This is a genomic window from Chryseobacterium jejuense, from assembly GCF_900100075.1.
In the GTDB taxonomy this organism is placed as follows: domain Bacteria; phylum Bacteroidota; class Bacteroidia; order Flavobacteriales; family Weeksellaceae; genus Chryseobacterium; species Chryseobacterium jejuense.
Genome location: NZ_FNEG01000005.1, coordinates 190,152 through 215,923, shown reverse-complemented (window position 1 = coordinate 215,923; position 25,772 = coordinate 190,152). Strand labels below are relative to the sequence as shown.

21 protein-coding genes are annotated in these 25,772 nt (G+C 35.3%); 14 read left to right on the top strand and 7 right to left on the bottom strand.

Annotated elements, in window-relative coordinates; translation table 11 throughout:
• Window positions 1-90: 90 nt before the first annotated feature.
• The 6 genes from BLS98_RS16115 (at window position 91) to BLS98_RS16090 (ending at window position 6,606) form a co-directional block, all read left to right on the top strand.
• On the top strand, window positions 91-2,706 hold the full coding sequence (locus BLS98_RS16115; RefSeq protein WP_089737544.1) for a valine--tRNA ligase: 2,616 nt from the start codon (window positions 91-93) through the stop codon (window positions 2,704-2,706).
• Window positions 2,707-2,796: 90 nt separating this feature from the next.
• Window positions 2,797-3,432, top strand: a complete 636-nt coding sequence (locus BLS98_RS16110; protein WP_089737543.1) for a DUF4241 domain-containing protein — start codon at window positions 2,797-2,799, stop codon at window positions 3,430-3,432.
• Window positions 3,433-3,497: 65 nt separating this feature from the next.
• A complete protein-coding gene (locus BLS98_RS16105; RefSeq protein ID WP_089737542.1) occupies window positions 3,498-4,388 on the top strand; it encodes a ribokinase in 891 nt (296 codons plus the stop codon).
• Between the two features lie 90 nt (window positions 4,389-4,478).
• A complete protein-coding gene (locus tag BLS98_RS16100; protein WP_089737541.1) occupies window positions 4,479-5,321 on the top strand; it encodes an alpha/beta hydrolase family protein in 843 nt (280 codons plus the stop codon).
• The gene (locus BLS98_RS16095; RefSeq protein ID WP_089737540.1) at window positions 5,321-5,968 is read left to right on the top strand and encodes an HD domain-containing protein; all 648 of its coding nucleotides are present in this window, start codon (window positions 5,321-5,323) and stop codon (window positions 5,966-5,968) included. Before BLS98_RS16100 ends, BLS98_RS16095 begins: the two co-directional genes overlap by 1 nt.
• Window positions 5,969-6,081: 113 nt before the next feature.
• Window positions 6,082-6,606 (top strand): hypothetical protein, encoded by a 525-nt coding sequence (locus tag BLS98_RS16090; RefSeq protein ID WP_167356244.1) that lies wholly within the window; start codon window positions 6,082-6,084, stop codon window positions 6,604-6,606.
• An 89-nt stretch (window positions 6,607-6,695) separates the two neighbouring features.
• Here the strand turns inward: BLS98_RS16090 and BLS98_RS16085 are convergent, their stop codons facing one another.
• Both BLS98_RS16085 and BLS98_RS16080 read right to left on the bottom strand, forming a co-directional pair.
• Window positions 6,696-6,926: a hypothetical protein gene (locus tag BLS98_RS16085; protein WP_089737538.1), complete on the bottom strand. Its 231-nt coding sequence runs from the start codon at window positions 6,924-6,926 to the stop codon at window positions 6,696-6,698.
• A gap of 131 nt (window positions 6,927-7,057) precedes the next feature.
• Window positions 7,058-7,948, bottom strand: a complete 891-nt coding sequence (locus BLS98_RS16080) for a DUF72 domain-containing protein (RefSeq protein ID WP_089737537.1) — start codon at window positions 7,946-7,948, stop codon at window positions 7,058-7,060.
• 206 nt (window positions 7,949-8,154) lie between these two features.
• On the opposite strand from BLS98_RS16080, the gene BLS98_RS16075 reads away from it, so the two are divergent.
• Complete coding sequence (locus BLS98_RS16075) at window positions 8,155-11,358, top strand: TonB-dependent receptor (protein WP_089737536.1); 3,204 nt, start codon at window positions 8,155-8,157, stop codon at window positions 11,356-11,358.
• A gap of 149 nt (window positions 11,359-11,507) precedes the next feature.
• On the opposite strand, the gene BLS98_RS16070 is transcribed toward BLS98_RS16075, so the two are convergent.
• The 5 genes from BLS98_RS16070 to BLS98_RS16050 all read right to left on the bottom strand — a co-directional run bounded on the left by BLS98_RS16070 (window position 11,508) and on the right by BLS98_RS16050 (window position 17,279).
• A complete protein-coding gene (locus BLS98_RS16070; protein ID WP_089737535.1) occupies window positions 11,508-13,076 on the bottom strand; it encodes a hypothetical protein in 1,569 nt (522 codons plus the stop codon).
• Window positions 13,077-13,082: 6 nt separating this feature from the next.
• On the bottom strand, window positions 13,083-13,655 hold the full coding sequence (locus BLS98_RS16065; protein ID WP_089737534.1) for a hypothetical protein: 573 nt from the start codon (window positions 13,653-13,655) through the stop codon (window positions 13,083-13,085).
• Between the two features lie 545 nt (window positions 13,656-14,200).
• Complete coding sequence (locus tag BLS98_RS16060) at window positions 14,201-15,859, bottom strand: ribonucleoside-diphosphate reductase subunit alpha (protein WP_089737533.1); 1,659 nt, start codon at window positions 15,857-15,859, stop codon at window positions 14,201-14,203.
• Window positions 15,860-15,914: 55 nt separating this feature from the next.
• A complete protein-coding gene (locus BLS98_RS16055; protein ID WP_089737532.1) occupies window positions 15,915-16,205 on the bottom strand; it encodes a hypothetical protein in 291 nt (96 codons plus the stop codon).
• 99 nt (window positions 16,206-16,304) lie between these two features.
• On the bottom strand, window positions 16,305-17,279 hold the full coding sequence (locus BLS98_RS16050; protein ID WP_089737531.1) for a ribonucleotide-diphosphate reductase subunit beta: 975 nt from the start codon (window positions 17,277-17,279) through the stop codon (window positions 16,305-16,307).
• A 424-nt stretch (window positions 17,280-17,703) separates the two neighbouring features.
• On the opposite strand from BLS98_RS16050, the gene BLS98_RS16040 reads away from it, so the two are divergent.
• From BLS98_RS16040 to BLS98_RS16010, 7 genes are all read left to right on the top strand, one after another.
• Window positions 17,704-18,393 carry an ABC transporter ATP-binding protein gene (locus BLS98_RS16040; protein WP_089737529.1) on the top strand — a complete coding sequence of 230 codons (690 nt, stop codon included), beginning with the start codon at window positions 17,704-17,706 and terminating at the stop codon, window positions 18,391-18,393.
• Between the two features lie 85 nt (window positions 18,394-18,478).
• On the top strand, window positions 18,479-19,711 hold the full coding sequence (locus tag BLS98_RS16035) for an ABC transporter permease (protein WP_089737528.1): 1,233 nt from the start codon (window positions 18,479-18,481) through the stop codon (window positions 19,709-19,711).
• A gap of 94 nt (window positions 19,712-19,805) precedes the next feature.
• The gene (locus BLS98_RS16030; protein WP_089737527.1) at window positions 19,806-21,077 is read left to right on the top strand and encodes an ABC transporter permease; all 1,272 of its coding nucleotides are present in this window, start codon (window positions 19,806-19,808) and stop codon (window positions 21,075-21,077) included.
• 118 nt (window positions 21,078-21,195) lie between these two features.
• Window positions 21,196-22,407 carry an efflux RND transporter periplasmic adaptor subunit gene (locus BLS98_RS16025; protein ID WP_181575114.1) on the top strand — a complete coding sequence of 404 codons (1,212 nt, stop codon included), beginning with the start codon at window positions 21,196-21,198 and terminating at the stop codon, window positions 22,405-22,407.
• Between the two features lie 178 nt (window positions 22,408-22,585).
• A complete protein-coding gene (locus BLS98_RS16020; RefSeq protein ID WP_139166141.1) occupies window positions 22,586-23,101 on the top strand; it encodes a hypothetical protein in 516 nt (171 codons plus the stop codon).
• Between the two features lie 100 nt (window positions 23,102-23,201).
• Window positions 23,202-24,719 carry a glycosyltransferase family 39 protein gene (locus BLS98_RS16015; RefSeq protein ID WP_089737524.1) on the top strand — a complete coding sequence of 506 codons (1,518 nt, stop codon included), beginning with the start codon at window positions 23,202-23,204 and terminating at the stop codon, window positions 24,717-24,719.
• Between the two features lie 132 nt (window positions 24,720-24,851).
• Window positions 24,852-25,757, top strand: coding sequence for an NAD(P)/FAD-dependent oxidoreductase (locus tag BLS98_RS16010; protein WP_089737523.1), 906 nt, complete (start codon window positions 24,852-24,854; stop codon window positions 25,755-25,757).
• Window positions 25,758-25,772: the final 15 nt, after the last annotated feature.

Genomic DNA, 25,772 nt, shown 5'->3' with positions numbered 1-25,772 from the left:
GAAACAAAGTTAAAAATTATTTTAATTCATGCTTAAAAATTTTTTTCTTTAGACTATTTTTGCAAATTGCAAGCCAAAGAAATAGAATTTATGCAGATTTCAGAAAAGTACAATCCACAGGAAACAGAACAAAAATGGTACAATTACTGGTTGGAAAACAAGTATTTCCACTCAGAGCCTAATGACAAACCACCATATACCGTGGTCATTCCGCCGCCAAATGTGACGGGGATACTACACATGGGACATATGTTGAACAATACCATTCAAGATGTTCTGGTCCGTCGTGCAAGAATGCGCGGGTTTAACGCTTGTTGGATTCCGGGAACAGATCACGCTTCCATTGCTACCGAAGCTAAAGTTGTTGCTAAACTGAAGTCTGAAGGAATCAATAAGTCTGATATTACCCGTGAGCAATTCCTTGAACACGCTTGGGAATGGACGAATAAATACGGAGGAACAATCCTTGAGCAGCTTAAAAAGTTAGGATGTTCATGTGATTGGGACAGAACCCGATTTACATTAGAAGATAAACTTTCACAACAGGTTATCAAAAGCTTTGTTGATCTTTATAACAAAGGGTTAATCTACAGAGGATACAGAATGGTAAACTGGGATCCGGAAGCAAAGACCAACATTTCAGATGAAGAAGTAATCTTTAAAGAGCAGAACGGAAAACTGTATTTCCTTAAATACAAGATTGAAGGTTCAGAAGAATTCCTTTCAGTAGCAACTACACGCCCTGAAACTATTTTTGGGGATACTGCTGTATGTATCAATCCTAATGATGAGAGATATGCTCACTTAAAAGGTAAAAATGTAATCGTACCCATTGTTAATAGAGTAATTCCTATTATTGAGGATGAATATGTTGACATCGAGTTTGGAACAGGAGCTTTAAAAATTACGCCTGCGCACGATACCAATGACTACGAGATCGGTCAAAAACATCAATTGAAAATGATTGATGCATTAGACGATGACGGAAACCTAAATGAACATGGTCTTCACTATGCAGGTCAAAACAGATTTGATGTAAGAAAACAGATCGCAAAAGAATTAGAAGAAAAAGATCTTTTACTAAAAGCAGAAGATTACGTAAATAAAGTAGGAACATCCGAAAGAACAGGTGCTGTTATTGAACCTAAAATTTCAGTACAATGGTTCCTTAAAATGTCTGAAATTGCTAAGCCAGCATTGGATGTAGTAATGGATGATGAAGTTAGATTCTATCCGGATAAGTTTAAAAATACTTACAAATACTGGATGGAAAATATCCGTGACTGGAATATTTCGCGTCAACTTTGGTGGGGACAACAAATCCCGGCGTATTATTACGGTGCAGGAGATGAAGATTTTGTAGTCGCTGAAACCAAAGAAGAAGCTTTAACATTAGCAAAACAAAAAACAGGAAATCAGGAATTAACAATAGAAGATCTTAGACAAGATGATGATGCACTAGATACCTGGTTCTCTTCATGGTTGTGGCCAATGTCTGTATTTGATGGATTACTTGATCCTGAAAATAAAGATATCAACTATTACTATCCAACTTCTGACCTGGTTACAGGCCCGGATATTATCTTCTTCTGGGTAGCCAGAATGATTATGGCAGGATTGGAATACAGAAAAGAAGTTCCATTCAAAAATGTTTATTTTACAGGAATTGTAAGAGATAAGCAGAGAAGAAAGATGTCAAAATCTTTAGGGAACTCTCCAGATCCACTTGAGTTAATGGATAAATATGGAGCTGATGGTGTTCGTGTAGGAATTCTATTGAGTTCTGCCGCAGGAAATGACCTTCTTTTTGATGAAGATTTAATGCTTCAGGGAAGAAACTTCATGACGAAGATCTGGAATGCATTCCGTTTGATTAACATGTGGAATCATGAAGATAAGCCAGCTATTGCTACAGATCATCAGGCTATCGAATGGTTCGAAAACAAATTAAATAAAACCATTATTGAGATTAATGATCAGTTTGAGAAATTCAGAATTTCTGATGCACTGCATTTGATCTATAAATTAATTTGGGACGATTTTTGTGGTTGGTATCTTGAAGCGATAAAGCCTAACTATGGAGAAGGTATTTCTAAAGAAGTGTATAACAAAACAATATATTTCTTTGAAGAGCTAATGAAGTTACTTCATCCGTTCATGCCTTTCTTAACAGAAGAATTATGGCAGACGATTTCAGAAAGAAATATTGAAGAAGCTTTAGTGGTTGCTCAGCAGAAAGAGGCTAGTGCGTTTGATGAGGCCATCATTAAAAACTTTGAGACTGCAGCAGAATTGATCTCTGGAGTTAGAAATTACCGTCAGACAAAAGGGATTTCACCAAGAGAAGCTGCTGAAATATATACCAATGCTACTGAATTTGCTAACGAAGCAGTAGTAAGAAAACTGGCAAATGTTTCTGAAATCCATTTCGGACAGAAAACAGATAAGCCAAGCTTTACATTCCTTGTTGGAGCTACAGAAGTTTCTATTCCTTTAAGTGAAAACTTAGATTTAGGAGAAGAAAAAGCTAAAACTGAAGAAGAATTAAAGTATCTGAAAGGATTCTTGATTTCAGTAGATAAAAAGCTATCCAACGAAAAATTTGTTGCTAATGCTAAACCTGAAGTTGTAGAGGTAGAGCGTAAGAAGCAAAAAGATGCTCTTGACAAGATTGCGATCCTGGAAGAGAAGCTGAAAAGTTTGTAATTTTAAAATAAAGACAATGCGTTGTCTTAATATCAGGCTGGGTACAGATGAAAAGTTGTATCCAGCCTGATGGTTTAAAAAAGATATAAAATGAAACATATAGAAAACATAAAAAAACTATTTTCGAAGGACTTTGTAGAAAGTCCCTTGTTAGAAAGTTTTGAAGTAGGGAAGATCTACCTTTCCAGTGGAAAACTGGTAGCTTGTGATCCCTTAATCACTAATGATATGCTTCCTTTTTCTACAGAATTCCCAAAAGGAGAATTCTCTGTAATGTTGCATAAAGAGAGAGACAGCAATTGTGTGGCCTATGCAGAAATTATTTTCAATACTGCAGAAATTAAAGACTGGAAGCTGGCAACTACTTCGGGACAGAATATTAAAGAACTGGCAGAAGGTGAAGTTTTCGGATATCCGGTAGAAAGCGGCATGGGTTGTTTCATGGATGTGGATACTCAAAGCAGCCTTAATGAACTGGAGCAGAAACTTTATCAAAACAAAGGCGGAGACTTCATGGGAATTTATGAAGAATTCTTCCATGAATATTTCTTTGATGAAAACGGAGCAATAGATCAATATGCATTTTTAAAGCCTTCAGAAGCTCATCCTGGGACTATATTTGCTTTTGAGACCGGATATGGGGAAGGTTTTTATGCGAGTTATATTGCTTATGATAAAAATCAATCACCAGTGAAGATTATTACAGAATTTATTGAAATAAGTTAGGTAAAATTAGTTATTTTTGGCACGGAATTTAGTCTGTTATAATTTTTAAACTAATATCAAACACAATGAATTTCTCATCAGAACAACCAAAAATTATCGTTGTAGGAAGCTCCTCAATAGATCTTGTTTTGGAAACCGATAAACTTCCCTCGCCTAACGAAACCGTTCTGGCAGTTAACTCAGAGAGCTATTTTGGTGGGAAAGGGGCCAATCAGGCAGTAGGAACTGCAAGACTGGGTGCCAGTGTTTATTTTATAGGTTGTGTTGGAATGGATCCCCTGGGGCAGCAAATCATGAGAAATCTGGTGGGCGAAAATGTGAATGTAGGTTTTGTACATGAAACTGATAAAGAGTCTACAGGAACAGCTTATGTGACCACTTCCGAAGGAAATGCCGCTATTGTGGTAGTACCTGCAGCTAATAAATATCTGAGTGTCTCTCATATTGACGAAGCAGACCGCTATTTTCATACTTCAGACCTGATCCTCGTACAGCTTGAGGTTTCTATGGATGTTGTAGAATATACCGTAAGAAAAGCAAAAAAATATGGTAAAAAAGTAGGCTTATATGCTTCTCCTGCTATGAGAGTAAACGATGCAATTCTGGAGGAGGTAGACTTTATTGTTGCCAAAAGTAATGAGTTGTTCATCATTTTTGGAGAAGAAAAAAGAGAAGAGGTTCTTAAAAAATACTTTAATAAAGTGTTTGTAAGGGACGATACCAATTCTACCATTTATTTTGATGGTACAGAAATGAAGTATTACAGAAAGAATAAAGAGAAGACCGTTTATAAGATGGGAATGGGAGATGCATTTACTTCTGGATTTGCAATTGCGCTTTGCCATGGGAACTCTGTAGAAGACTGTGTGAAGTTTGGAAATGAGGTGTCATCACGGGTTTCAGGAAATAAAGGTTCACAGACCGGATTGCCGAGAATGTCAGATTTCTTTTCTTAAAGCTATTTACGGCATATCGAAAGTTTAAAACTAAACATAATAATATACTGAAAATGTCCACTTTTATAGTGGATTTTTTCTTTTTATCCTATGGAAAAACTAATACTTACCACAGAAGATCATGCCTCCCTGACAGCCCATCTTTTTCAGCCTGAAAAAAAGAATGGGAAATTATTGCTTATGAACTCAGCCACAGGAGTAAAACAGCAGGTATATTTTTCTTTTGCCAAATATTTTTCTGAGCAGGGATTTACTGTGATTACTTATGATTACAGAGGAATAGGACTATCTAAACCTGAAAATATGAAAGGCTTCCATGGATCTATGAGAATTTGGGGTTCAAAGGATTATAAAACATTAACCACATACATTAAAAATCAGTTTCCAGAGTATAGAAAATTTTGTCTGGGACATTCCGTAGGTGCTTTAATTTTAGGAATGAATAAAGACTCTGAAATGTTTGAAGAGTTGATATTTGTAGGAACTCAGAATGCTTTTGTAGGAAATCTCAGATTGAAGACAAAAATTGAAGCGTATCTCGGATTCGGAATTGTACAGCCATTAACCACTTCATTGCTAGGATACTTTCCTGCAAATTGGTTTGGACTTGGAGAAAGTCTTCCAAAAAATTGTGCATATGACTGGAGAACCTTAATTTTAAACAAAAAATCAACCAACAGGCTGTTGGAGAAGATTGATGATTATTCTAAAAATTTAACGCAGAAAGTATTTGTAGTTCGTGCAGAAGATGATGTATGGTTAACAGAAAAAGGAGTTCTGAGTCTTTTAAACAATACGTATCCTAATCTTAAACCAACGTACAGGCTGGTAAAAACTATAGAGTCTGAGAAAAAAGAAATCGGGCATGTTAATTTTTTTAGAAACTACAATCACAAGCTCTGGGATATTATTTTAAATGAACTGATAGATTAATGAAAAGTACGATTAACAACACTGTAGAATTTGTAAAAGAAAAGTTAGAGGGAGCTGAAGCAGGACATGACTGGTTCCATATTGAAAGAGTGTGGAAGCTGGCTAAAAAAATAGCGGAGAAAGAAAAAGACTGTGATCCGGATGTGGTGGAATTGTCTGCATTATTACACGATATTGCCGATCCTAAATTTCATAACGGAGATGAGACGATAGCGCCGAAAATATCCAGAGAGTTTTTAGAAAGTCAAAATGTTCCCAGTGAAACCATTGAAAAGGTTTTATTTGTGATCGAAAATATATCTTTTAAAAACAGAAGTCAGGCACCGGCTAATCCGTCTATTGAACTGAAAATTGTACAGGATGCGGATCGTATTGATGCCATTGGAGCGATAGGAATCGCCAGAACATTCAACTTTGGAGGGTTTAAAAATAATCCAATGTACGATCCCAATGTTCAGCCTGATTTAAATATGTCTAAAGAACAATACAAAAAATCTAACGGAACAACGATCAATCATTTTTATGAAAAATTATTGCTTCTAAAAGATTTGATGAATACCGAACATGGAAAAAAAATGGCTCAGGAAAGGCATGATTATATGCTGAATTTCCTTGACCAGTTCTATAAAGAGTGGAATGTGGATTAACATTCTCTCAAAAAATCTGAAATCAGTATCTTTGCAGTATGGTATTTTTCATTCTTGTTATCTTTTGGGCGTGTATATTTTCTCTGGTTTTATATAAAATAAAATCGGGAAGAATGGCAAAATGGGCAAGACTGTTCCGTATTGTAACAGTGGTTTCTTCCATCTCAATTTTTACGTATTGGTTTATAAAGAAAAGTGCTGTGGCATTTGTAGATAACTCTGTAGGCTTACAGGTCATCAATAAACTTCCGCAGGCATTGGATTTTTATCTTATCAATGTTAATAAAGTTGATAATACTACGAAGCTTGAACCTAAACATGTAGGGAAAATACGTCCGGAATATTACAGAGTAGAATACCTGAAAATGGACAAGTCTGATGAGTATTGGATCGTAGGATATCTTGGAAAGAAGAATCTGGTTTACTTTTCACAGCATTCTGTTCCTAATAAGAATATAGATCAGATTGTAGAGGTCCAGAATTACATCAATCAAAGTATGAAACTGTCTGATGCTGCTAAAAAACAGGTAGATGCCTACAATTATGAAAATACAAAGTTGGGAATCTGGATTACATTAGATTTTCTGCTTTTATTTCTTAACCTGGTATTGCTTCTTAAGAAAAATAATAAAAACTAAATTATATATTCTCTCGCAAATTTTGCTGATCCGGCAGATGATTGTATGATATCAATCTGTTGTATTTGTAAAATCTGCGAGAGTTTTTATTAAGGATAATCCAGAAGATGCATAATCTGTTCTTTAAATTCCTCAGGGCATGCTCTTATTAATTTATCCTTATTTTGTTTACTGATTTGATGAGGTTCCAGCCATTCCGTTTTGTTGGAGTTTAGGCTATGATTGTCATATACTCTTTTTATAGTATGATCCTCATAGAAGGTATAGTCGTCTCCAAGCCAGTTGCTGGAGACACTGATTGTACAAATTTCCTTTTCCATGACATTTATTTTTAAGTATACCTTTTTCAGTTTGAATAGGGTATTACTCTAATGTATAAATTTTTCAGTTACGAAAAGGCTTTTATCGTAATTTGTCTTGTAAATTAAAATTAGTCTATTTAAAATTTTAATTAAAATAAGGTTCCTGTACTTTCAGTAGCCATTTGGGGAATATGGATGTCTGTCTTCCATTCTTCATTCATTTTTTTAATGAAATAAGCGGAAAGAAGTGGAGAAGCTTTCTCAATATTCTGGTGAACGAAGAAATACAGATTTTGAAGGCCGTCTTTTTTCCATTGAGCAAGATGTTTTAACCAATCATCCAGCCTTTCATAATCACTTTCTGCATTGGCTCCTACATATCGGATAAACGCATTGGGAGTCGTAAGACGCATATGAAGCATATCTCTTCTTCCGGCAGTATCTACGATGATGTTGGTGATATTATGGGCTTCAAAAAGCTCACAGGTCGTATTCAGAATTTCCTCATCGGTAAACCATTCTGTATTTCTTAGCTCAATAGCAAGAGGAACTTCTTTAGGCCATTCTTTTACGAATTTTTCCAGTCTGTCATAATCTTTAGGTTTAAAGTTATCATGCAGCTGAAGAAAGGCCATTCCCAGTTTTTCATCAAAATTAATAACGGCGGATGCAAAGTGGGTAACCGGATCTGTAACATCAATCAGCCTTCTGAAGTGAGAAACAGTGTTGGTGATTTTAGGGAAAAATTTGAAGTTTTCCGGAGTTTTTTCCTTCCATGTTTTTACCTGATCCGGAGTAGGCATTCCATAGAAAGTAGCATTTAATTCAATGGAATTAAATTGAGTGGCATAGTATGTTAACTCATCCTTGGTTCCCTTAGGATAAAATCCTTTAAGATCTGTCTTATTCCATTTGGCACATCCTATAGAAATATTTTCCAGTCCTTTTTTATTTAGGCTTAAAATTTCTTTGGTTCTGGAGTGATCTTTGGGAAGGGTGAAGTTTATTTTTGATGGGTCTTCTACTTGTCCGAATTTCATATTAAGCGGTTTTAATGTTTAAAATTAATCATTTTTTTGCTGTAATTTTCATAGAAAGGACATAAAATTGAGGATGAAACTGGTGGTGAACATTAAGTTTTTTTTAAGGAAATATTAAACTTTATGTTACGCAATGTTAATTCTATGTTACCATACTTCATATTTGCTCAGTCTAATTTTACAGCAAGTTTTGTAGCAATAAAAATATGAAGAAAAAATTGATCTGTGCTTTTGCTTTATTATCTTTTGGATTTGCATTTTCACAGGAAACCAGTTCTAAAATTTTTGGAAGATTAAAAGGAGTTTCTTCCGAAGTTACCGTGAAGGTAGTGCATATTCCTACCAACAGTACTTTTGAGACTAAAAGTAACAGCAAAGGGCAGTTTAGCTTAGATAATCTTCAGCCGGGAGGTCCTTATAAAATTGAAATATCTGATGGTTCACAGGTTATTTATGAGAATTCCAATCTGCAGCTTTCCCTAGGAAATAACGATTTACCCGTAGTAGAAGTGGGCAATAAGGAAAAGACGATTGATGAAGTGAAGATCATTTCAAAAAAGACCAATGTAAAATATGGAGTGGGTATTAATCAAGCCCAGATTTCAGGGCTGCCTAATATTAACCGTGGGATTCAGGACGTAACTAAATTAATTCCACAAAGTGCTAATAATTCTTTCAATGGAACAAATTTTCGTTACAACAACGTTACTATTGATGGTTCAATTAATAATGACGCGATTGGGTTCAGTCCTTCATTGGGTGGGCAAACGGGAACTTCTGGAATGCCCGGAAGTAGTACACGTTCCAACTCAATAAGCTTGGATGCAATTCAGGATGTACAGGTTTATATTGCTCCTTATGACGTGAAACTTGGAAATTTCCTTGGTGGAAGCATCAATGCAGTAACCCGAAGCGGTAGTAATGATGTTACAGGTTCCATGTATGTATATGGCAGAAATGCTGCTATTACGGGAAGAAACAGAGTAGGAGACAATTCCAAAATGCCAAGTGATTTCTCTGATTTTATTTATGGTGGAAGAGTAGGATTGCCTGTAGTAAGAGACAAAGTGTTTTTATTTACCAATCTTGAATACACGAAAAGGGTAGATCCTATATTTTATAATGCGAATGATCCTAATGCATTGATAGATGAATCGGTGGCTCAGAAACTTTCAGACTTTGTTCAAAAGAAATACGGATTTAACATAGGAAGTTTTAATGGATATAATAACTTTTCTGAAAGTGCTAAACTTTTCAACAAGTTAGACTGGAAGATTAATGATAAGCATACTTTATCCATCAAAAATAATACAGTGTTTTCACAAGCGTCCAATCTTGAAAGAGATGGAGCCAACTTCAGATTTGCAAGTATGGATTTTGTTCAGAAAAATACAGCATCCACTACTACTCTTGAGTTGAAAAGCCGTTTTAATGATAAATGGAACAATAATCTGGTGGTTGGGTATTCTTCTATTCATGACTACAGAGATCCAACTTCAGGAAATGCAATGTTCCCACAGGTTGAAATTACTCATAATGGTGGAACAATTTTGCTGGGAAATGATAGGGAAGCTACTGTTTTCAATATGAAACAGAAGACTTTTGAAATTACAGATAACCTTACCTATAAAACAGGAAATCACACCTTCTTGTTAGGAACTCACAATGAGTTATACAATATCAATTACGGTTTTGTAAATGCTTTGAATGGAAGAATTTCTTATAAATCGTTAAATGATTTTTATAATGGTACTCCTGCAAGGGTAAGAGGAACCTATCCTTTTGGTGGAAACAGCAGACAGGATCTTTTCGACAATCCTTATGCTCAATATAAAGTAAATCTTCTTTCATTATATCTGCAGGATGAGATCAATTGGGGCAGAGTAAGACTTTCTCCGGGAGTAAGAGTAGATTATACAGATTTACCTAATAAGCCGCAACTAAGTCCAAATGTTAATAATTCTCCTCAGGATCCTTATTTCGGAAATACTTATAACTACACTCCATTAAGTCAGCTAACCAATAGCTATCTTAATAAGCCAACATTGTCTCCAAGATTAGGATTTACCATTGATCTTACAGAAAACAGATCGATGGTATTAAGAGGAGGTTCCGGTATTTTTGTAGGAAGAATTCCGTTTGCATGGTTAGGGTATGCTTATTATAATGACGGAGTTGGTTTTGGAAGTTATGATATCAACGGACCAACATCAGCACAAATTGCACAATATGGGGATCCATTGGTTGGAAATAATCTTCCAAACTGGCAAAACCCAACGAAAGATCCAAAATCATCTAAAGTACAGGTTGACCTTATTGATAATAACTTTAAGATGCCAAGAGTATGGAGAAGTTCATTGGCTTTCGATTATACGATTGCCGGATATAAACTGACATTAGAAGGTATTTATACAAAAGTACTTTATGATCTGAAATTCCAGCAGGTTAATAAAACAGATAATGTGACGTATTATAGCTATGATGTGAATCATGAAATGCCGGTTTATACTACAAACATCAATAGTAAATTCTCTAACGCTTATTTATTGTCCAATACAAAAGAAGGGTATCGCTATAACCTGACTGCTCAGATTTCAAAATCATATAATTTCGGATTCAATTTCTTTGCTGCCTATACTTATGGTGACGCCAAAGATATTACCAATGGGATCAGAAACTCTATGGAAAGTAACTGGCAGATGAACCAATCGTTGACACCAAATGATCCTCAGCTAACGACTTCTAATTTTGCGATCAAGAACAGAATTGTAGCCAATCTGGGATATGTTTTTAATATTTCCAAGTCCAATAAGTTATCTACCAACGTGTATTTTAACGCACAGTCAGGAAACCCTTTCTCATGGGGATTTGTAAACAGTACTATTGCTAATACAGGACAGGCAGCAGGCCTTGCTTATATATTTAAAGACGCTGCCGAAGCTGCGAAATACATTGTTCCTATTAAAGACGGATCAGGAAACGTTTTGGTTACTGCTCAGCAACAGGTTGCAGATTATGAAAACTTTGTTAATAACAATGATTATCTGAAATCCAGAAGAGGAAAGTTTACCGAAAGAAATGGGGATACAACACCTTGGAATGTACAGGCAGATATCAGAATTATGGATGAAATCAGGCTGAGTGAAAAATCCAAGAACAATATTCAGATTTCCTTAAGTATCATCAACTTTACCAATTTATTGAATAAAGATTGGGGTAAGGTGTACTTTGTCCCTAATACATTCAACTCTACAGCAAGTGTAGGACTTACGAAGGCTGGGAATATAGCATCAGGGCAACCGTCAGCCGGAGATCCTACCTATAACTTTAAAACACCAGGATCTGCTTATACTATAGATCAGTTTGCATCAAGATTCCAGGCGCAGCTGGGTGTGAGATATAATTTTTAATACTTCTTTTTACAAATACTTCTTTCAAAGGTTCGGATTTTCTTTCCGGGCCTTTTTTACTGTATAAAACAATGGAAGAAATAATACTACTTAATAGTTGAGTACTGTTATTTCTTCCATTCTATCCAAAAATATCTTTTTTTGATAGCCTATTTTATCGTTTGTGTTACCATTCTGTTTGAAACGGTAGAATAGATACATCCCGTAGTTTTTAGACTGACCGTAATTGTAGCCGGAACAGACCGATAGGCAGTGTCTCCATAAGGTTCAACAATTTTACCATTGGAATCTTTCACGGTTCTTCCTTTAACGGTATAAGTCATTGTTGCTGTTCCTGTAAATCCGCTTGAAGGGTTGAATGTTACGATGCCTGTTGATTTGTTGTAGGTCCACGTTCCTGCAGGAGTTACTTTTTTACGGTATAAGGTAAGATCTATGTCATTAGTTTTTGTAAAACTGAATGTTGAATAATCAATATTGGTATTGCTTCCAGTAGGCGGGGTTGTAATGCTGATAGGGCCTTTGTATGCTATATCATTATTGAAAACCGAGATATTAACCGGTTGAAATTTACACGTAGAAGCTACATCATCATTTGTTACTGCTGAATAAGGAAGTGTTAATTTCACATTTCGGATAATATGTTGCTGGAATGCGGCTCCCGTAGAGGCTGCAAAACCTAACTTTAGAAAGGATGGAGTTATTGCATTGAGCGTTTGGGAAGTTGCAGCTCCTTCTACATCCGAAGTATTAAAGTCTGTAGTTTGAGGATTAGCATTTTCCGTATAAGGCACTGAGGTTTTGTAATGATAATAATTGATGACATTCACAGGCGTTCCGTTTTGTACGGTCTGGATATCAACTTTTATATCAAATCCGTCTGTAGTGGTACTGTTTATAAAATGGGGAATCAGGTCAAGGTATACTTTTCTGAATTCTCCGGCATTGTTTCTGAGATCAAACACTGAAGAAAGGGTGTTGGTAGTAGTTAAATAGCTTCTGTCATCTTGTAATACCCTGCCTACCGTTCCTGAATTACTTAAAGTAGATCGTGTAATCAGAACAGGATATCCTGTAAAGCCATCTCCTAATCCTGTTGTATTGATTGCGGCCCCTTTTGCTCCTCTTAAGGTTACATGACTTGTCGGTTGAGACCAGGTTACCCCTGCAATTCCATTTACCCTTGATTCTCCCTGAAAACGTTTTGATTTAAAATTCCCAAACTCATCCAGGGCAATACCCAGATAAGCAGATGATAAACCCGCCTTTCTCTGACTTGCGTAGGTGTTCTGTGCTCTGTTATATGCATAACCAAGGCCGGCTCCTGGCGCCCCTATTGTAGGACTTGTCACTGCTCCATCATATAGGAAAAAAGATAAGCCATCTCCGTAAGTACCACCTAGCGGGGTTCCGTTTTTCATGTCATATTCAAACTCAACATGAAGTCCGTTTACAGAAGTAAAAGTCCTTCCATTGATAAATAATCCCCCAAACTGCCCTGAGCTTGCAGGAGTAAGCTGTACCCCGGTAGAGGTATGTGAGGCGTTCCCCTGTATCGTAAGTTCAGAAGCTGAAGAAGCATTCATAAGCGAATTAGAATAAGAATAAAATCCGTAGATACTTGCAACTTCGGTACTGTCTGTCTGTGCATACATAAAGTTTGTAAGCAGTGCAAAAACCAGGCTCATCAAAGACAGCCTTTTAAAATTCTTTTTCATGGCTGTTTATTTTACAACAAATACGATATTGATGAAAGATGCTGAAGTCGCATTGGATAAAACATCATAATTCAATACACCCGTGCTGCTGACGCTGTTTATTTTAAAAACAGAAGTGTCATAACCCGTTACATAATAGTATAAATCTGTTGCATTAGGAAAAAAGGGTATCGAAGCCGGAGCAGATGCACTTCTGGCATTTGTTGGAACATTCGAAAACTGATTTTTATACAATGTGTACAGATCTTTCGTTTGGCCTGTTGAAGTTGTTGTGGTATCAAAAACTATACTCGGCATGTAGAAAAATTTAGATACATACGGAGAAAGGCATGTCCAATCCGGGGTTGCAGGCGTTCCTACATTTTGGCTGATGCATTTTTTGTTGACATCAAAAATAATGAGCCCTGTGGCTGGATTGGTAACAGAAGATAGATTACTGATTCTTGGTAGTAGCACCCCTTTGGAAGTACTTGTAACATCTAAAACTGCGCTCTGATCGGGAGAAGAAGTATTAATTCCTACCTGTGCGTAAAGAGTAATGCTGGCCATTGCCATCATTAGGGTAATAATTTTGTTCATTTCGAAATAATTGTTTGTGTTTATATTGTAGCAATTTTTTGCTATGAGTAATTTGCTATCTGAGTTTTATTTTTGTGTTTTTTTAAATTAAAAGGTGGATTAGAATACATTATATTGTGTTTATAATGTATTTATTTTTCTCTTTTATATTGTGTTTTTAAAAAATAATCAGTTCTAAGAATTACTTTTCAATCATCAAAAAAGTTTTGTTAATTTAAATTAAAATACAATCTTTATTTCGTATTAAATTTATGTTTAATAATAAGTCTGATGGTTGATATTTTCTTTGCTAAAAACTGTTTTATTTGGTTTATCTTCAACAAATGTAAATAAAATCACTTCATATTAATAATAAAAAAACAATGATAGAGGGACTTGATTCACTATTTGGGGAGTGCAAGCTTAATATTTTCTGTATTAATAGACGATTAAAAGAAAATAATTTTTTTAAACCTAAATGTTAAATTTTTGTTAAAGTTTAATTACAATAAAAAAAGCACACCCAAAAGGTGTGCTCCACTATATAGTGTGTTTATTATTTGATCTTATGCTTCGCAGCTTGAGCATGATACAAAGTTCACCATCATTTCTTTTGAAACGGAAGAACTTCTTTGGTAGTAAAGTGTTTTTACTCCTTTTTTCCAAGCTTCGATATACAGATAATTTACATCTTTTACAGGCATTGTAGAAGGAATCTGAAGGTTCAGAGATTGTGCCTGGTCAATGTATTGTTGTCTTTGTGCAGCCTGAGAAATGATCTCCATTGGAGAGATTTCCTTGAATGTTTTGAATACTGCCTTTTCTTCAGGAGTAAGCTCATTCAGATGTTGTACAGATCCGTGATTCAACATGATGGTTCTCCATGTCTCCTCATTATCCAATCCTTTTTCTTTCAATAGTTTTGCCAGGTATTTGTTCTTACGCATAAAGTTTCCTTTAGCCAGACCTGCTTTATAATAGTTGGAAGAGAAAGGCTCAATTCCAGGAGAAGTTTGTCCTAAAATTGCAGAACTTGAAGTGGTAGGAGCAATAGCCATTGTAGTGGTATTTCTTAATCCGTATCCTTTCAATACTTCCGGTTCTCCATAGATGTTGGCAAGTTCTCTTGAAGCTTGCTCAGCCTGATCTTTAATATGTCTGAATGCTCTTGCGTTGAACTGAGTAGCTTCAAAGCTTTCAAACGGAATCATATTTTTCTGTAGGTAAGAATGATATCCTAAAACTCCTAATCCAAGAGCTCTGTGACGCATTGCGAAGTTTCTTGCTCCCTGTAAGTAGTAGTTTCCTTCAGTTTTATCAATGAACTCAGATAATACAGCATCAAGGAAGTATACGGCTAATTTAACAGCATCTGTATCTTTCCACTCATCATACAATTCAAGGTTCATAGAAGACAGACAGCAGATGAATGATTCTTCCATTGTGGAAGGAAGCATGATCTCAGAACAAAGGTTACTTGCGTTTACCGTCATTCCATGGTCTTTATATACCTGTGGTTTGTTTCTGTTTACGTTATCGGTGAAGAAAATATAAGGAAGACCTTTTTGTTGGCGACTTTCCAATACTCTTGCCCAAACTTTACGTTTTTCCATATCACCGTCAATCATATCCTGCATCCAGTAATCTGGTACACATACTCCGGTAAATAGGTTTTGAATTGGACTACCAATATCTTTAATGGATAAAAATTCTTCAATATCTCCGTGGTCAATATCTAAGTAAGCAGCAAAAGCACCTCTTCTTACACCTCCTTGAGAAACAACATCCATAGCAGTATCAAAAAGCTTCATGAATGAAACCGCTCCTGAAGATTTTCCGTTATCAGTTACAGCTGTTCCTCTGTTTCTCAGCTCTCCGAAATATCCTGAAGTACCACCTCCGATTTTAGTCTGCATGATCACTTCACCCATTTTATGAGTAATTCCTTCAATGCTGTCCGGAATGTGAGCGTTGAAACAAGAGATTGGAAGACCTCTTTCTGTTCCCATATTAGCCCATACAGGAGAAGAGAAGCTGATCCACCCTTTTGTAATCATTTCTTTGAATGCCGCTTGAAGTTCCGGTTTGTATAATCTTTTTGCAGCAGCGGTGGTAATTCTGTCGATAGCTCCGTCTACCGTTTCACCTTTCAACAGATATCCTCTGTTCAGCATCTGCTCAGACTCTTCGTTGAGCCACCATATATTTGAATTTTGCTCTTCCATAGATGTTATATTTTCGAATTCCGGAATGAGATTCCCACTCCGGAATTTTGTTTTTTTATATTATTGATTGTAAAAATTCTACTTTGTGAGAGTCGTTCAGTCCGCTTTCATCTCTCAACCTTTGAAATTCCTTAAAAGAAGGAACATTCAAAACTTCATGCTGAACGTCTTCATTAATGTAGTTTGAATAATGTAGAAAAGTAACGCCATCCTCCTTTACGAAAACCTTGTATTCAAATGTTGACTGATCCAGATTTTTAAAATCATTCAAAAAATTTTGAATATTGGCTTTATTGGCAGGAACAAATTCAGGTTTTACGGTGTAGCTTACTATTACATTAATCATATTATTTGTGCTTATTAAGTTAACTGTTGTTCTGTTTTGAAGTATGAGGAATTATTAATCCTAATACTTTTTGACGCTCGCTTCGCTCGCGCCCTTACATTAGAACAAGTCGTTTGCTGTAATACTCTTATCGTGTTTCGTGTAATCTACAGGTCTTTTTGCAAAGAAATCATCTAATGAATTAGCAAAAACTTCCTCTTCGAACCAAACCATTGGTCTGTATTGTTCTGGAGTGATGTTATATCTTGTTTTCATGTTGATTTTCTTCAAACTATCATCTACACGGTATTTCATGAAGTTCAATAGATCTTCTTTAGATACGTTATCAATTTCTCCTAATTCAAAGATCCATGTAAGAATATCTCCTTCTTTTTCAATAGATTCGTCTACAAGAGTATAGATGTCTTCAATATCGCTTTCAGTTAAAAGATCAGGTTGTTCTTCACGGATTTTGTTGATAAGATAGATTCCTGCATTAGCGTGAATTTGCTCATCTACAGAAGTCCATGCAATGATATTGGAAACATTTTTCATGAATCCTTTGAATCTTGTGAAAGAAAGGATGATGGCAAATTGAGAGAAAAGAGAAACGTTTTCTACTAAGATACTGAATAGCAATAATGCAGAAACATATTCTTTAGGAGTAGCAGAGTTGGCATGCTTTAAAGCATTTCCAAGGAACTCAATTCTACCTTTTACCGCTGGAATTTCAATTACATTAAGGAATTCGTCATTATATCCTAATACCTCCAATAAACGGGAATATGCTTCAGAATGACGGAACTCGCATTCTGCGAAAGTAGATCCTAATCCATTGAATTCCGGTTTCGGAAGGTGGTTGTATAAATTCCCCCAGAATGTCTTTACAGACACCTCAATCTGTGCAATGGCTAAAAGCGCATTTTTCACAGCATTCTTTTCATGTGGCTCCAACTGCGAATGAAAATCTTGTACATCTGCAGTAAAGTCCACTTCCGAATGTACCCAGAACGATTTGTTGATGGCTTCTACAAATTGAAGAACCTCCGGGTATTCAAATGGCTTATAACTTACTCTCTTATCAAAAATTCCCATATTAAAATATCTTTATAATTAAATAATTCAGATCTCTGTGGATAATGTTCAGAAAGTATTTAACTTTTTGTTTTTGTGATGGTTGTGAATTTAAATTATTCACATTGTAAGTTTTCTTTTCTGAACAGAATCTATTTACAAAGTTCGAAAAAAAGAACTGATTTTGAAAGAGGTAAATACTAATAGGCTGACTTTTAGCTGTAAAAGTTTTCCACATTTACATGAAACAGGCACAAATAATAGGCTAGACGGCTATATAGGGTATAAATGCATGGAAAACTCAAGTTACAGTTAAACAAAAATTAATAAGTTGCTTTAAATAAAGGTTTAAAATGTTAAACAAAAAAATATTTGAATAAATTTTCATTCTTGTAACAATTTGAAAATATCATCTACTTATTGGGTATAAAACATACATCACTTAATGTTAGTAATTCAGGATTTACATAAATCATACGATACAGGAAAAAGCAAACTTCATGTTTTGAAGGGAATCAATCTGAATATTTCAGAAGGAGAGTTTGTTTCTATTATGGGAAGTTCCGGTTCCGGAAAATCTACCCTTCTTAATATTATTGGTATTCTGGATGAAAAAGATTCAGGAACCTATGAATTGGATGGCGTTCCTATTGAACATTTATCAGAAGTAAAAGCTGCAGAATACAGAAGTAAGTTTTTAGGATTTATTTTCCAGTCTTTTAATCTTATCAGTTATAAAACCGCTCTTGAAAATGTTGCTCTTCCACTATATTACCAAAATGTACCAAGAAAGGAACGTAATCAAAAAGCAATGGAATATCTGGAAAAAGTAGGGCTTGCACAATGGGCAGATCACCTTCCGAACGAACTTTCAGGGGGGCAGAAGCAAAGGGTAGCTATCGCAAGAGCTTTGATAACCAATCCGAAAGTGGTATTGGCGGATGAGCCTACCGGAGCATTGGATTCAAAGACCACTCATGATATTATGAAGCTTCTTCAGGATATTAACAATGAAGGAAAAACAATCATTGTAGTAACCCACGAACCGGATGTAGCAGCACAGACGAAGAGAAATGTTATACTGAAGGATGGTGTCATTGAAAGTGATGAGTTTATTAAACAGATTGTGCTTTAAACAATTTGATAATTTGAAAATGAGATAATTTGAAAATTGAATGATGCTATTCTTTTAATTTTTCAATCTTTTAATATTAATAAAAATGTTTGACCTAGATCGTTGGCAGGAAATATTCAGTTCTATCCGTAGTAATGTACTTCGGACAGTACTTTCGGGATTTACAGTAGCTTTAGGACTGTTTATTTTCATTGTACTTTTTGGAATAGGACAAGGGCTTCAGAACGCTTTCTCGGAAGGGTTTGCAGGTGATGCTAAAAATCTGATTACCATTTATACAGGAAAAACAACTTTAGCTTATAAAGGATTACAGTCCGATAGAAGTGTGAGTATGAATAATGATGACTATGACTTTCTTGTTAATACAGAAAAAGAAAAAGTAGGAGCATCCAGTCCAAGATATGCTACCAATTTAATGGTGAAATATGGAAAGGAAAGTGGTCTTTATCAGATTCATGGCGCAGAGCCGGGAGAGCAAATTATTGAAAATAGAAAGCTTGTTGATGGACGTTATATTAATTCTTTTGACCTGGCTAGAAAGCAGAATGTAGCAGTGATCGGAAGAATGGTTCAGAGAGACCTTATTAAAAACGGAGGTTCCATTGGTAAAGAACTGGATATTAACGGAACCATGTTTAAAGTTGTTGGAGTGTTTTCAGATGATGGTGGAGACAGAGATGAAAGACATATTACTGTACCCATTACCACTTTACAGCAGATGAAAAAAGGGTCTGACACGGTAAATACGGTTTATATTGCCTATAATGATAAATTACTTAACCCTCAGGACGCTATTAAATATGGAGATGAACTGAGAGATAAACTGAAAGCAAGAAAGAGTGTGTCTCCAGATGATGAAAATGGGGTTCGTGTATGGAATAATGCCAAAAACATGAATGACACATTCACCTTTATGGCAGTTCTTACTGCAATTGTAGGGTTCATTGGATTAGGGACATTATTAGCCGGGATTATCGGGATCAGTAACATTATGGTGTATATCGTAAAAGAAAGAACCAAAGAAATCGGGGTACGAAAAGCCATTGGAGCGAAACCAGCAGGAATTGTTGCCTTAATTGTTCAGGAAAGTGTAGTAATTACTGTGATTTCAGGATTTGTTGGAATAGGAGTAGGTGTGCTAACATTGAGCCTGATTGGTGACAGTCTTGAAGAGTTTTTCATTAAAAGTCCAAGTGTAGGTTGGGGATCTATCCTTATGGCATTTATTGCCTTGGTTTTTTCCGGATTGATCGCGGGATTTGTTCCAGCATACAGAGCTTCAAGAATTAAACCGATTGAAGCATTGAGAACAGAATAGTAATTTGAAAATAATATAAAATTGGAAATGCAGTAATGATCGCAATTTGTTGATTTACTCTTTTACAACTATTAATAATTTATAATTCAGAAAGGTGAATATCATATTTAAAATAGATACTTGGCAGGAAATTTATTATTCATTGAGGAATAATAAACTCCGCACATTTCTTACCATGATTGGAGTAGGATGGGGCATGTTTTTGTATGTAAGCCTTCTTGGGGCAGCAAAAGGTATGGAGAATGGTTTTGATAAATTGTTTTCAGGTTTTGCGACCAATTCAATTTTCTTGTGGGCACAGAAAACATCTATTCCTTATGAAGGATTTCCCAAGGGAAGAGAAGTGCATCTCAATTTATCTGATATGGATATGTTGAAAAGAAAACTGATAGGGATTGATTATATATCACCACAAAATGCCAGAGGAAGTTTTACCGGAACGCCTGGTGAATCAATGTCTAGGAATGGAAAAAGCAGTACATATTCTCTTACCGGAGATTATTCTGTAGGAAATAAAATATCAGAGAAGAAACTTATTTTTGGGCGGTACATTAATGATGCAGATGTTTCAGGAAATAAAAATGTAGTGGTTATTGGAGAAGAAATCTATAAGAACTTATTTGATTCCAAGAAAAATGAAAACCCAATTGGGAAATCTATCAATATAAAAGGAATATTCTTCAATGTTATTGGTGTTTTCAGAGTGAAAAAAGGAGGAGGTTTTGAAAATGATCAAACGGCTTTTATTCCACTTTCTACCTATACTAAAATGTATAATGCAGGTGAACAGATAGACTTGTTTGCGATTGTAAGTAAGCCTAATGTTAACGTTAATTCAGTAGAAGAAGAGGTAAAGCAGGTGCTGAAAAATAAAAATAAAGTTTCTCCAGAAGATACCAATGCTTTCGGAAGCTTTAATTTAGGAAAAGAATTTAAAAAATTGACAGGTTTCCTAACAGGGATGCAGCTTCTAACCATTATTGTAGGAACATTAACAATTCTTGCAGGAGTTATCGCTATTTCAAACATTCTTTTAATTACCGTAAAAGAAAGAACCAAGGAAATAGGAATCAGAAGAGCATTGGGAGCAAAACCAGCAGAAGTAAGAAATCAGATTCTGTTGGAAAGTGTTGTGATTACACTCTCATCCGGATTGCTGGGATTTATGTTTGGAATTTTTGTGCTGATGATTTTAAATATGGTCACCCAGGGACAAGACTCGTTTCCTTTTTATAATCCAACAGTAAACTACGGAAACGTATTTGCAGCCATGGCAGTGATGGTTGTATTAGGATTAATTATTGGAATGATTCCAGCACAAAGAGCGGTGAAAATTAGACCAATTGAAGCATTAAGAACAGAATAATAATTTGAAAATAATATAATTTGAAAATTTTAAAATGAAAAATGATCAGCAGCCATGTGGTATTAATCTTTTAATTTTTAAATCTTTCAATCCTTTAATTAAAAAATAAACTATACATATGAAAAAGAAATTCACTTGGAAAAAAGCCATTTATATCGTGTTGGGGCTTTTATTTGCAGTGGCATTGTTCTCGGGGATTGGTTACCTTGTGAAATCGAACTCCCAAGAAAGCGAGGCTTTCCTTACCCGTAAACCTAATATCCAGAATATGGATGATAAGGTAATGGCCACCGGAAAAATTGTTCCAAAGGAAGAAATTGAAATTAAACCTAACATTACAGGGATCATTGATAAAATTTTAGTGAAAGAAGGAGATAGAGTAGAAGTGGGTCAGCTGATTGCTACTGTGAAAATTGTACCAAGTATCTCTGAAGTAAATGCTGCTCAGCAGGAAGTTCAGAATGCACAGATTCAGATTAGCAATGCACAGATGAATGTAGGAAATATGCAGAAGCAATTTGAAATGCAGGATAAACTGTATAAGCAAGGTGTAGCTTCCAGACAAGAGTTTCTTAATTCCCAGCAACAGTTATTCTCTCAGCAGCAGACTCTTAAAAATGCTCAGCAACAGTTGAATACAGCACAAAAAAGATTACAGATTGCTAAAACCGGAGCTACTCCTGAACTTCAGGGGCAAGGTTTGGCAACCACACAAATTCGTTCCAAAGCTTCAGGAACAGTGCTTGAAGTTCCAGTAAAGCTGGGAAGCCAGGTAATTGAAGCGAACAATTTTAACGCAGGAACAACCATTTGTTCAGTAGCAGATTTGAACTCTCTGATCTTCAAAGGAGAAATTGATGAAGCTCAAGCAGGAAAATTGAAGCAAGGGATGGATATGAATATCGTAATCGGTGCATTACAGAATAAAACCTTCCCTGGTAAACTTACGATGATTGCTCCAAAAGGAAAAGATAATGCAGGAACCATCAAGTTCCCGGTAGAAGGAAACGTAGATAATCCTAACAACGAATATATCAGAGCTGGTTTCTCTGCGAATGGGGAAATCGTATTAAGCTCTCAGAAAAATGCTTTATTACTGGATGAATCTTTGGTTCAGTATGAAAAGAAGCAAGGGAAAGATGTTCCTTTTGTAGAAGTAAAGCAAGCAGATGGGAAATTTAAGAAAGTATACTTAAAACTTGGAGCTAGCGACGGAATTAATGTTCAGGTTCTTCCTGGATCCAATATTACAAAAGATTCTGAAGTAAAAGTTTGGAACCCATCAGATAAAGATAAAGAAGAGTTGAAAGAAAAAGCGAAAGCCAAATAATAAACTACACTATACATTTTAAACTGTTAGATCCCGGAGAGATATTCTTCGGGATTTTTTATGAACTTAAAATTCCTACTTTTGAATTAAATATCATAAAATGTGCAGGTACGCTCAAAAAACATATAAGTCTCACTATGTCTGTTTTCAATGTAGAAAATCATTTAAGCAGCCGGATGTGGATGATATTTTAAGACGAATCAAAAAAGAGAAAATTTATCATGAGCCCGATGGGGGAACGATTCGTAAAGTTGGGCATATTTTTACCAACCGTAAAACAAGTGGTCTTTTTACAAAAAATGATACTGAGGAACTAAGACAATTAGCATCAGAAATAGAAAATCGAACGATAAAATGCCCTGAATGCGGAAATATAATGGCTGATCTTGGGAAAGATTTTAAGGCTCCTAAGAAAACTGCTGTTAAAGAATGGGAAATTATAGAAAGTCTTTTTAAAACAGGAAAATGTTTTCATACCTGCGGTTGTTATGGGATGGGTTATATTCCTCAAACTTCTCGGGAGCATGAAGTTTATCTTAAGACGATACTAGAATCTTATCAGAAGTCTCTAGCCTTCTGTCAGAACAAAACTATAGAAGAATATACTGATAAAATGGAAGAGATTAATTATTGGTCTGAAAGAATAAATAAAATAAAGGATGAAATCAACCATCAGCAATTTAAAATTGTCTGAAATAACTTCCATCTTCCAGCCTCCCACATTTTTATTTCAACTTTAAAATGTAATAAATCAGAAGTTTAAAATGTCTTATTTTTAAATATAAAATATAGCCATGAAGAAAAATAGCCTGATTCTGATCCTTTTTATCATTGTAAAATTTGTTCTTCAGTATTTCTTACTAAGCCCGGGATATGACCTGCAACGGGATGAATACTTACATCTGGATCAGGGAAATCATCTTGCCTGGGGGTATCTTTCTGTTCCGCCTGTAAGCTCATGGATATCATGGCTAATAAAAATACTGGGTGATTCTGTATTTTGGATTAAGTTTTTTCCTGCCTTATTCGGTGCATTAACAATGGTTGTGGTCTGGAAGGCGATTGAAGAATTAAAAGGAGGCCTTTTTGCCTGTCTTCTTACGTCTTTGGGGCTGTTGTTTTCCTCATTGCTTCGTTTGAATATGCTATATCAACCTAATTCGTTGGATGTCCTTTTATGGACCTCCTTTTTCTATATCCTGATAAAATATGTCAATACCGAAAAAGTAAAGTGGTTGTATTGGGGTGGAATCATCTTCGGAATCGGTGTTTTGAATAAATACAATATTGCTTTTCTTGCATTAGGATTTATTCCTGCCCTTTTAATAACTAAACAAAGGAAGATTTTTACAAATCCTCATGTTTATGGAGCAGCTCTGTTAGCTTTACTCATTATTCTTCCCAATCTTATCTGGCAGTATCATCATGGCTTTCCGGTCATTCATCACATGAAAGAGCTTTCCTCCACCCAATTGGTGAATGTGAACAGATTTGATTTCTTGAAATCTCAGTTTTTATTCTTTATTGGAGTTACTTTTGTCATTCTGTTTGGCTTTTATGCCTTGCTGTTTTATAAATCTTTTGAAAAGCTTCGGTTTTTCTTCTGGGGCTATGTGATAACAATAGCATTATTTATGTTTTTCAGAGCCAAAGATTATTATGCCATAGGTATTTATCCTATTTATATAGGTTTCGGATCTGTTTATCTTGAAAATATTTTAAAAAACGGATGGCAGAGATTTCTAAAGCCAGTCTGTATTTTACATCCATTACTTCTGTTTGTGCCTATATATAATCTGGCATTCCCTAATAAAAGTCCTGAGTCTATAGTAAAGAATCCTGAATCTTATAAGAAATTCGGGCTCTTGCGCTGGGAAGATGGAAAAGACCATCCTTTACCTCAGGATTTTGCAGATATGTTAGGTTGGAAAGAGTTGGCTCAGAAAGTAGATAAAGAATATTTGAGACTATCGAAAACGGGAAACACTTTGGTGCTGTGTGATAATTATGGACAAGCTGGTGCAATTAATTATTACTCAAGGAAAGGAATAAAAGCTGTTTCATTCAATGCAGATTATATCAATTGGTTTGATTTGAGGAAAAAGTATAAAAATCTAATCAGAGTTAAAAACGAACCTGAAGATGAGCTTGAAGAAACTGGTGCTTTTTTTGAACACTCGGTAACAGCTGATTCAGTTACCAATCCCTATGCTAGAGAAAAAGGGGCTAAAATTTTCAGTTTTGAAGGGGCTAAAATAGATATCAGAAAAAGAATTCAGGATGAAATTTTGGAAGTGAAAGGAGTAGACTAATATCTTTTTGTTTACTGTAGAAATAAAGAACGATAATTAAAATCGAATAAGAATATAAAAAAAACATTATTGCAACAATATTGCATTAATGTTTTTTGTTTTAACTTTGTAGGATTAATTATTAAAATGACTATGCACAATAAAAATTTTGATGTTATCATTATAGGGGGAAGCTATGCAGGGTTATCTGCAGGAATGTCTTTAGGGAGATCTTTAAGAAATGTTCTAATTATTGATGAGGGAAAACCTTGTAACAGGCAAACACCATATTCGCACAATTTCGTTACTCATGACGGGAAAATTCCAAAAGAAATTGCTGCTCTGGCAAAAGCTGATGTTGAACAATATAAAACGGTAGATTTTTTTGATAGAAAAGTAGTAAAGCTCATGAAGAATGCTGATGGCTTTGAAGCTGAAGTATCTTCTGGTGAAAAATTCTATGCAAAGAAAATTATTTTAGCTTCGGGAGTAAAAGACGTTATGCTGGATATACCAGGGTTTGCTGAGTGTTGGGGGATTTCTGTTATACATTGTCCATACTGTCATGGCTATGAAGTGAAAAATGAAGTAACAGGAATTTTGGCTGATGGAGATATTGCTTTTGAATTTTCAAAACTGATTTTTAACATGACCAAGAAACTGACCTTATTTACCAATGGAAAATCTACTCTTACTCAGGAACAAATTAAAAAACTGAAAGATCATGAAATCAATCTTAATGAAGATGAAATGGAACGTATTGAACATGAAAATGGGCAGATTCAGAAAGTAGTCTTTAAAAATGGAAATAACGTTGCTTTAAAAGCTTTATATGCAAAGATTCCTTTTAAACAGAATGTTGAAGTTTCAGAAAGTTTAAATTATGAACTAACAGAGCATGGATTTATTAAAGTAGATTTCATGCAGAAAACAACGGTTCCCGGGCTTTTTGCCTGTGGTGACAATGTAACCATGATGCGGTCTGTAGCAAGTGCGGTAGCACAAGGTAATTTAGCAGGAGCAATGGTTAATAAAGAACTCTCGGAGGAAGAATTTTAATAGAAGTTAAATACG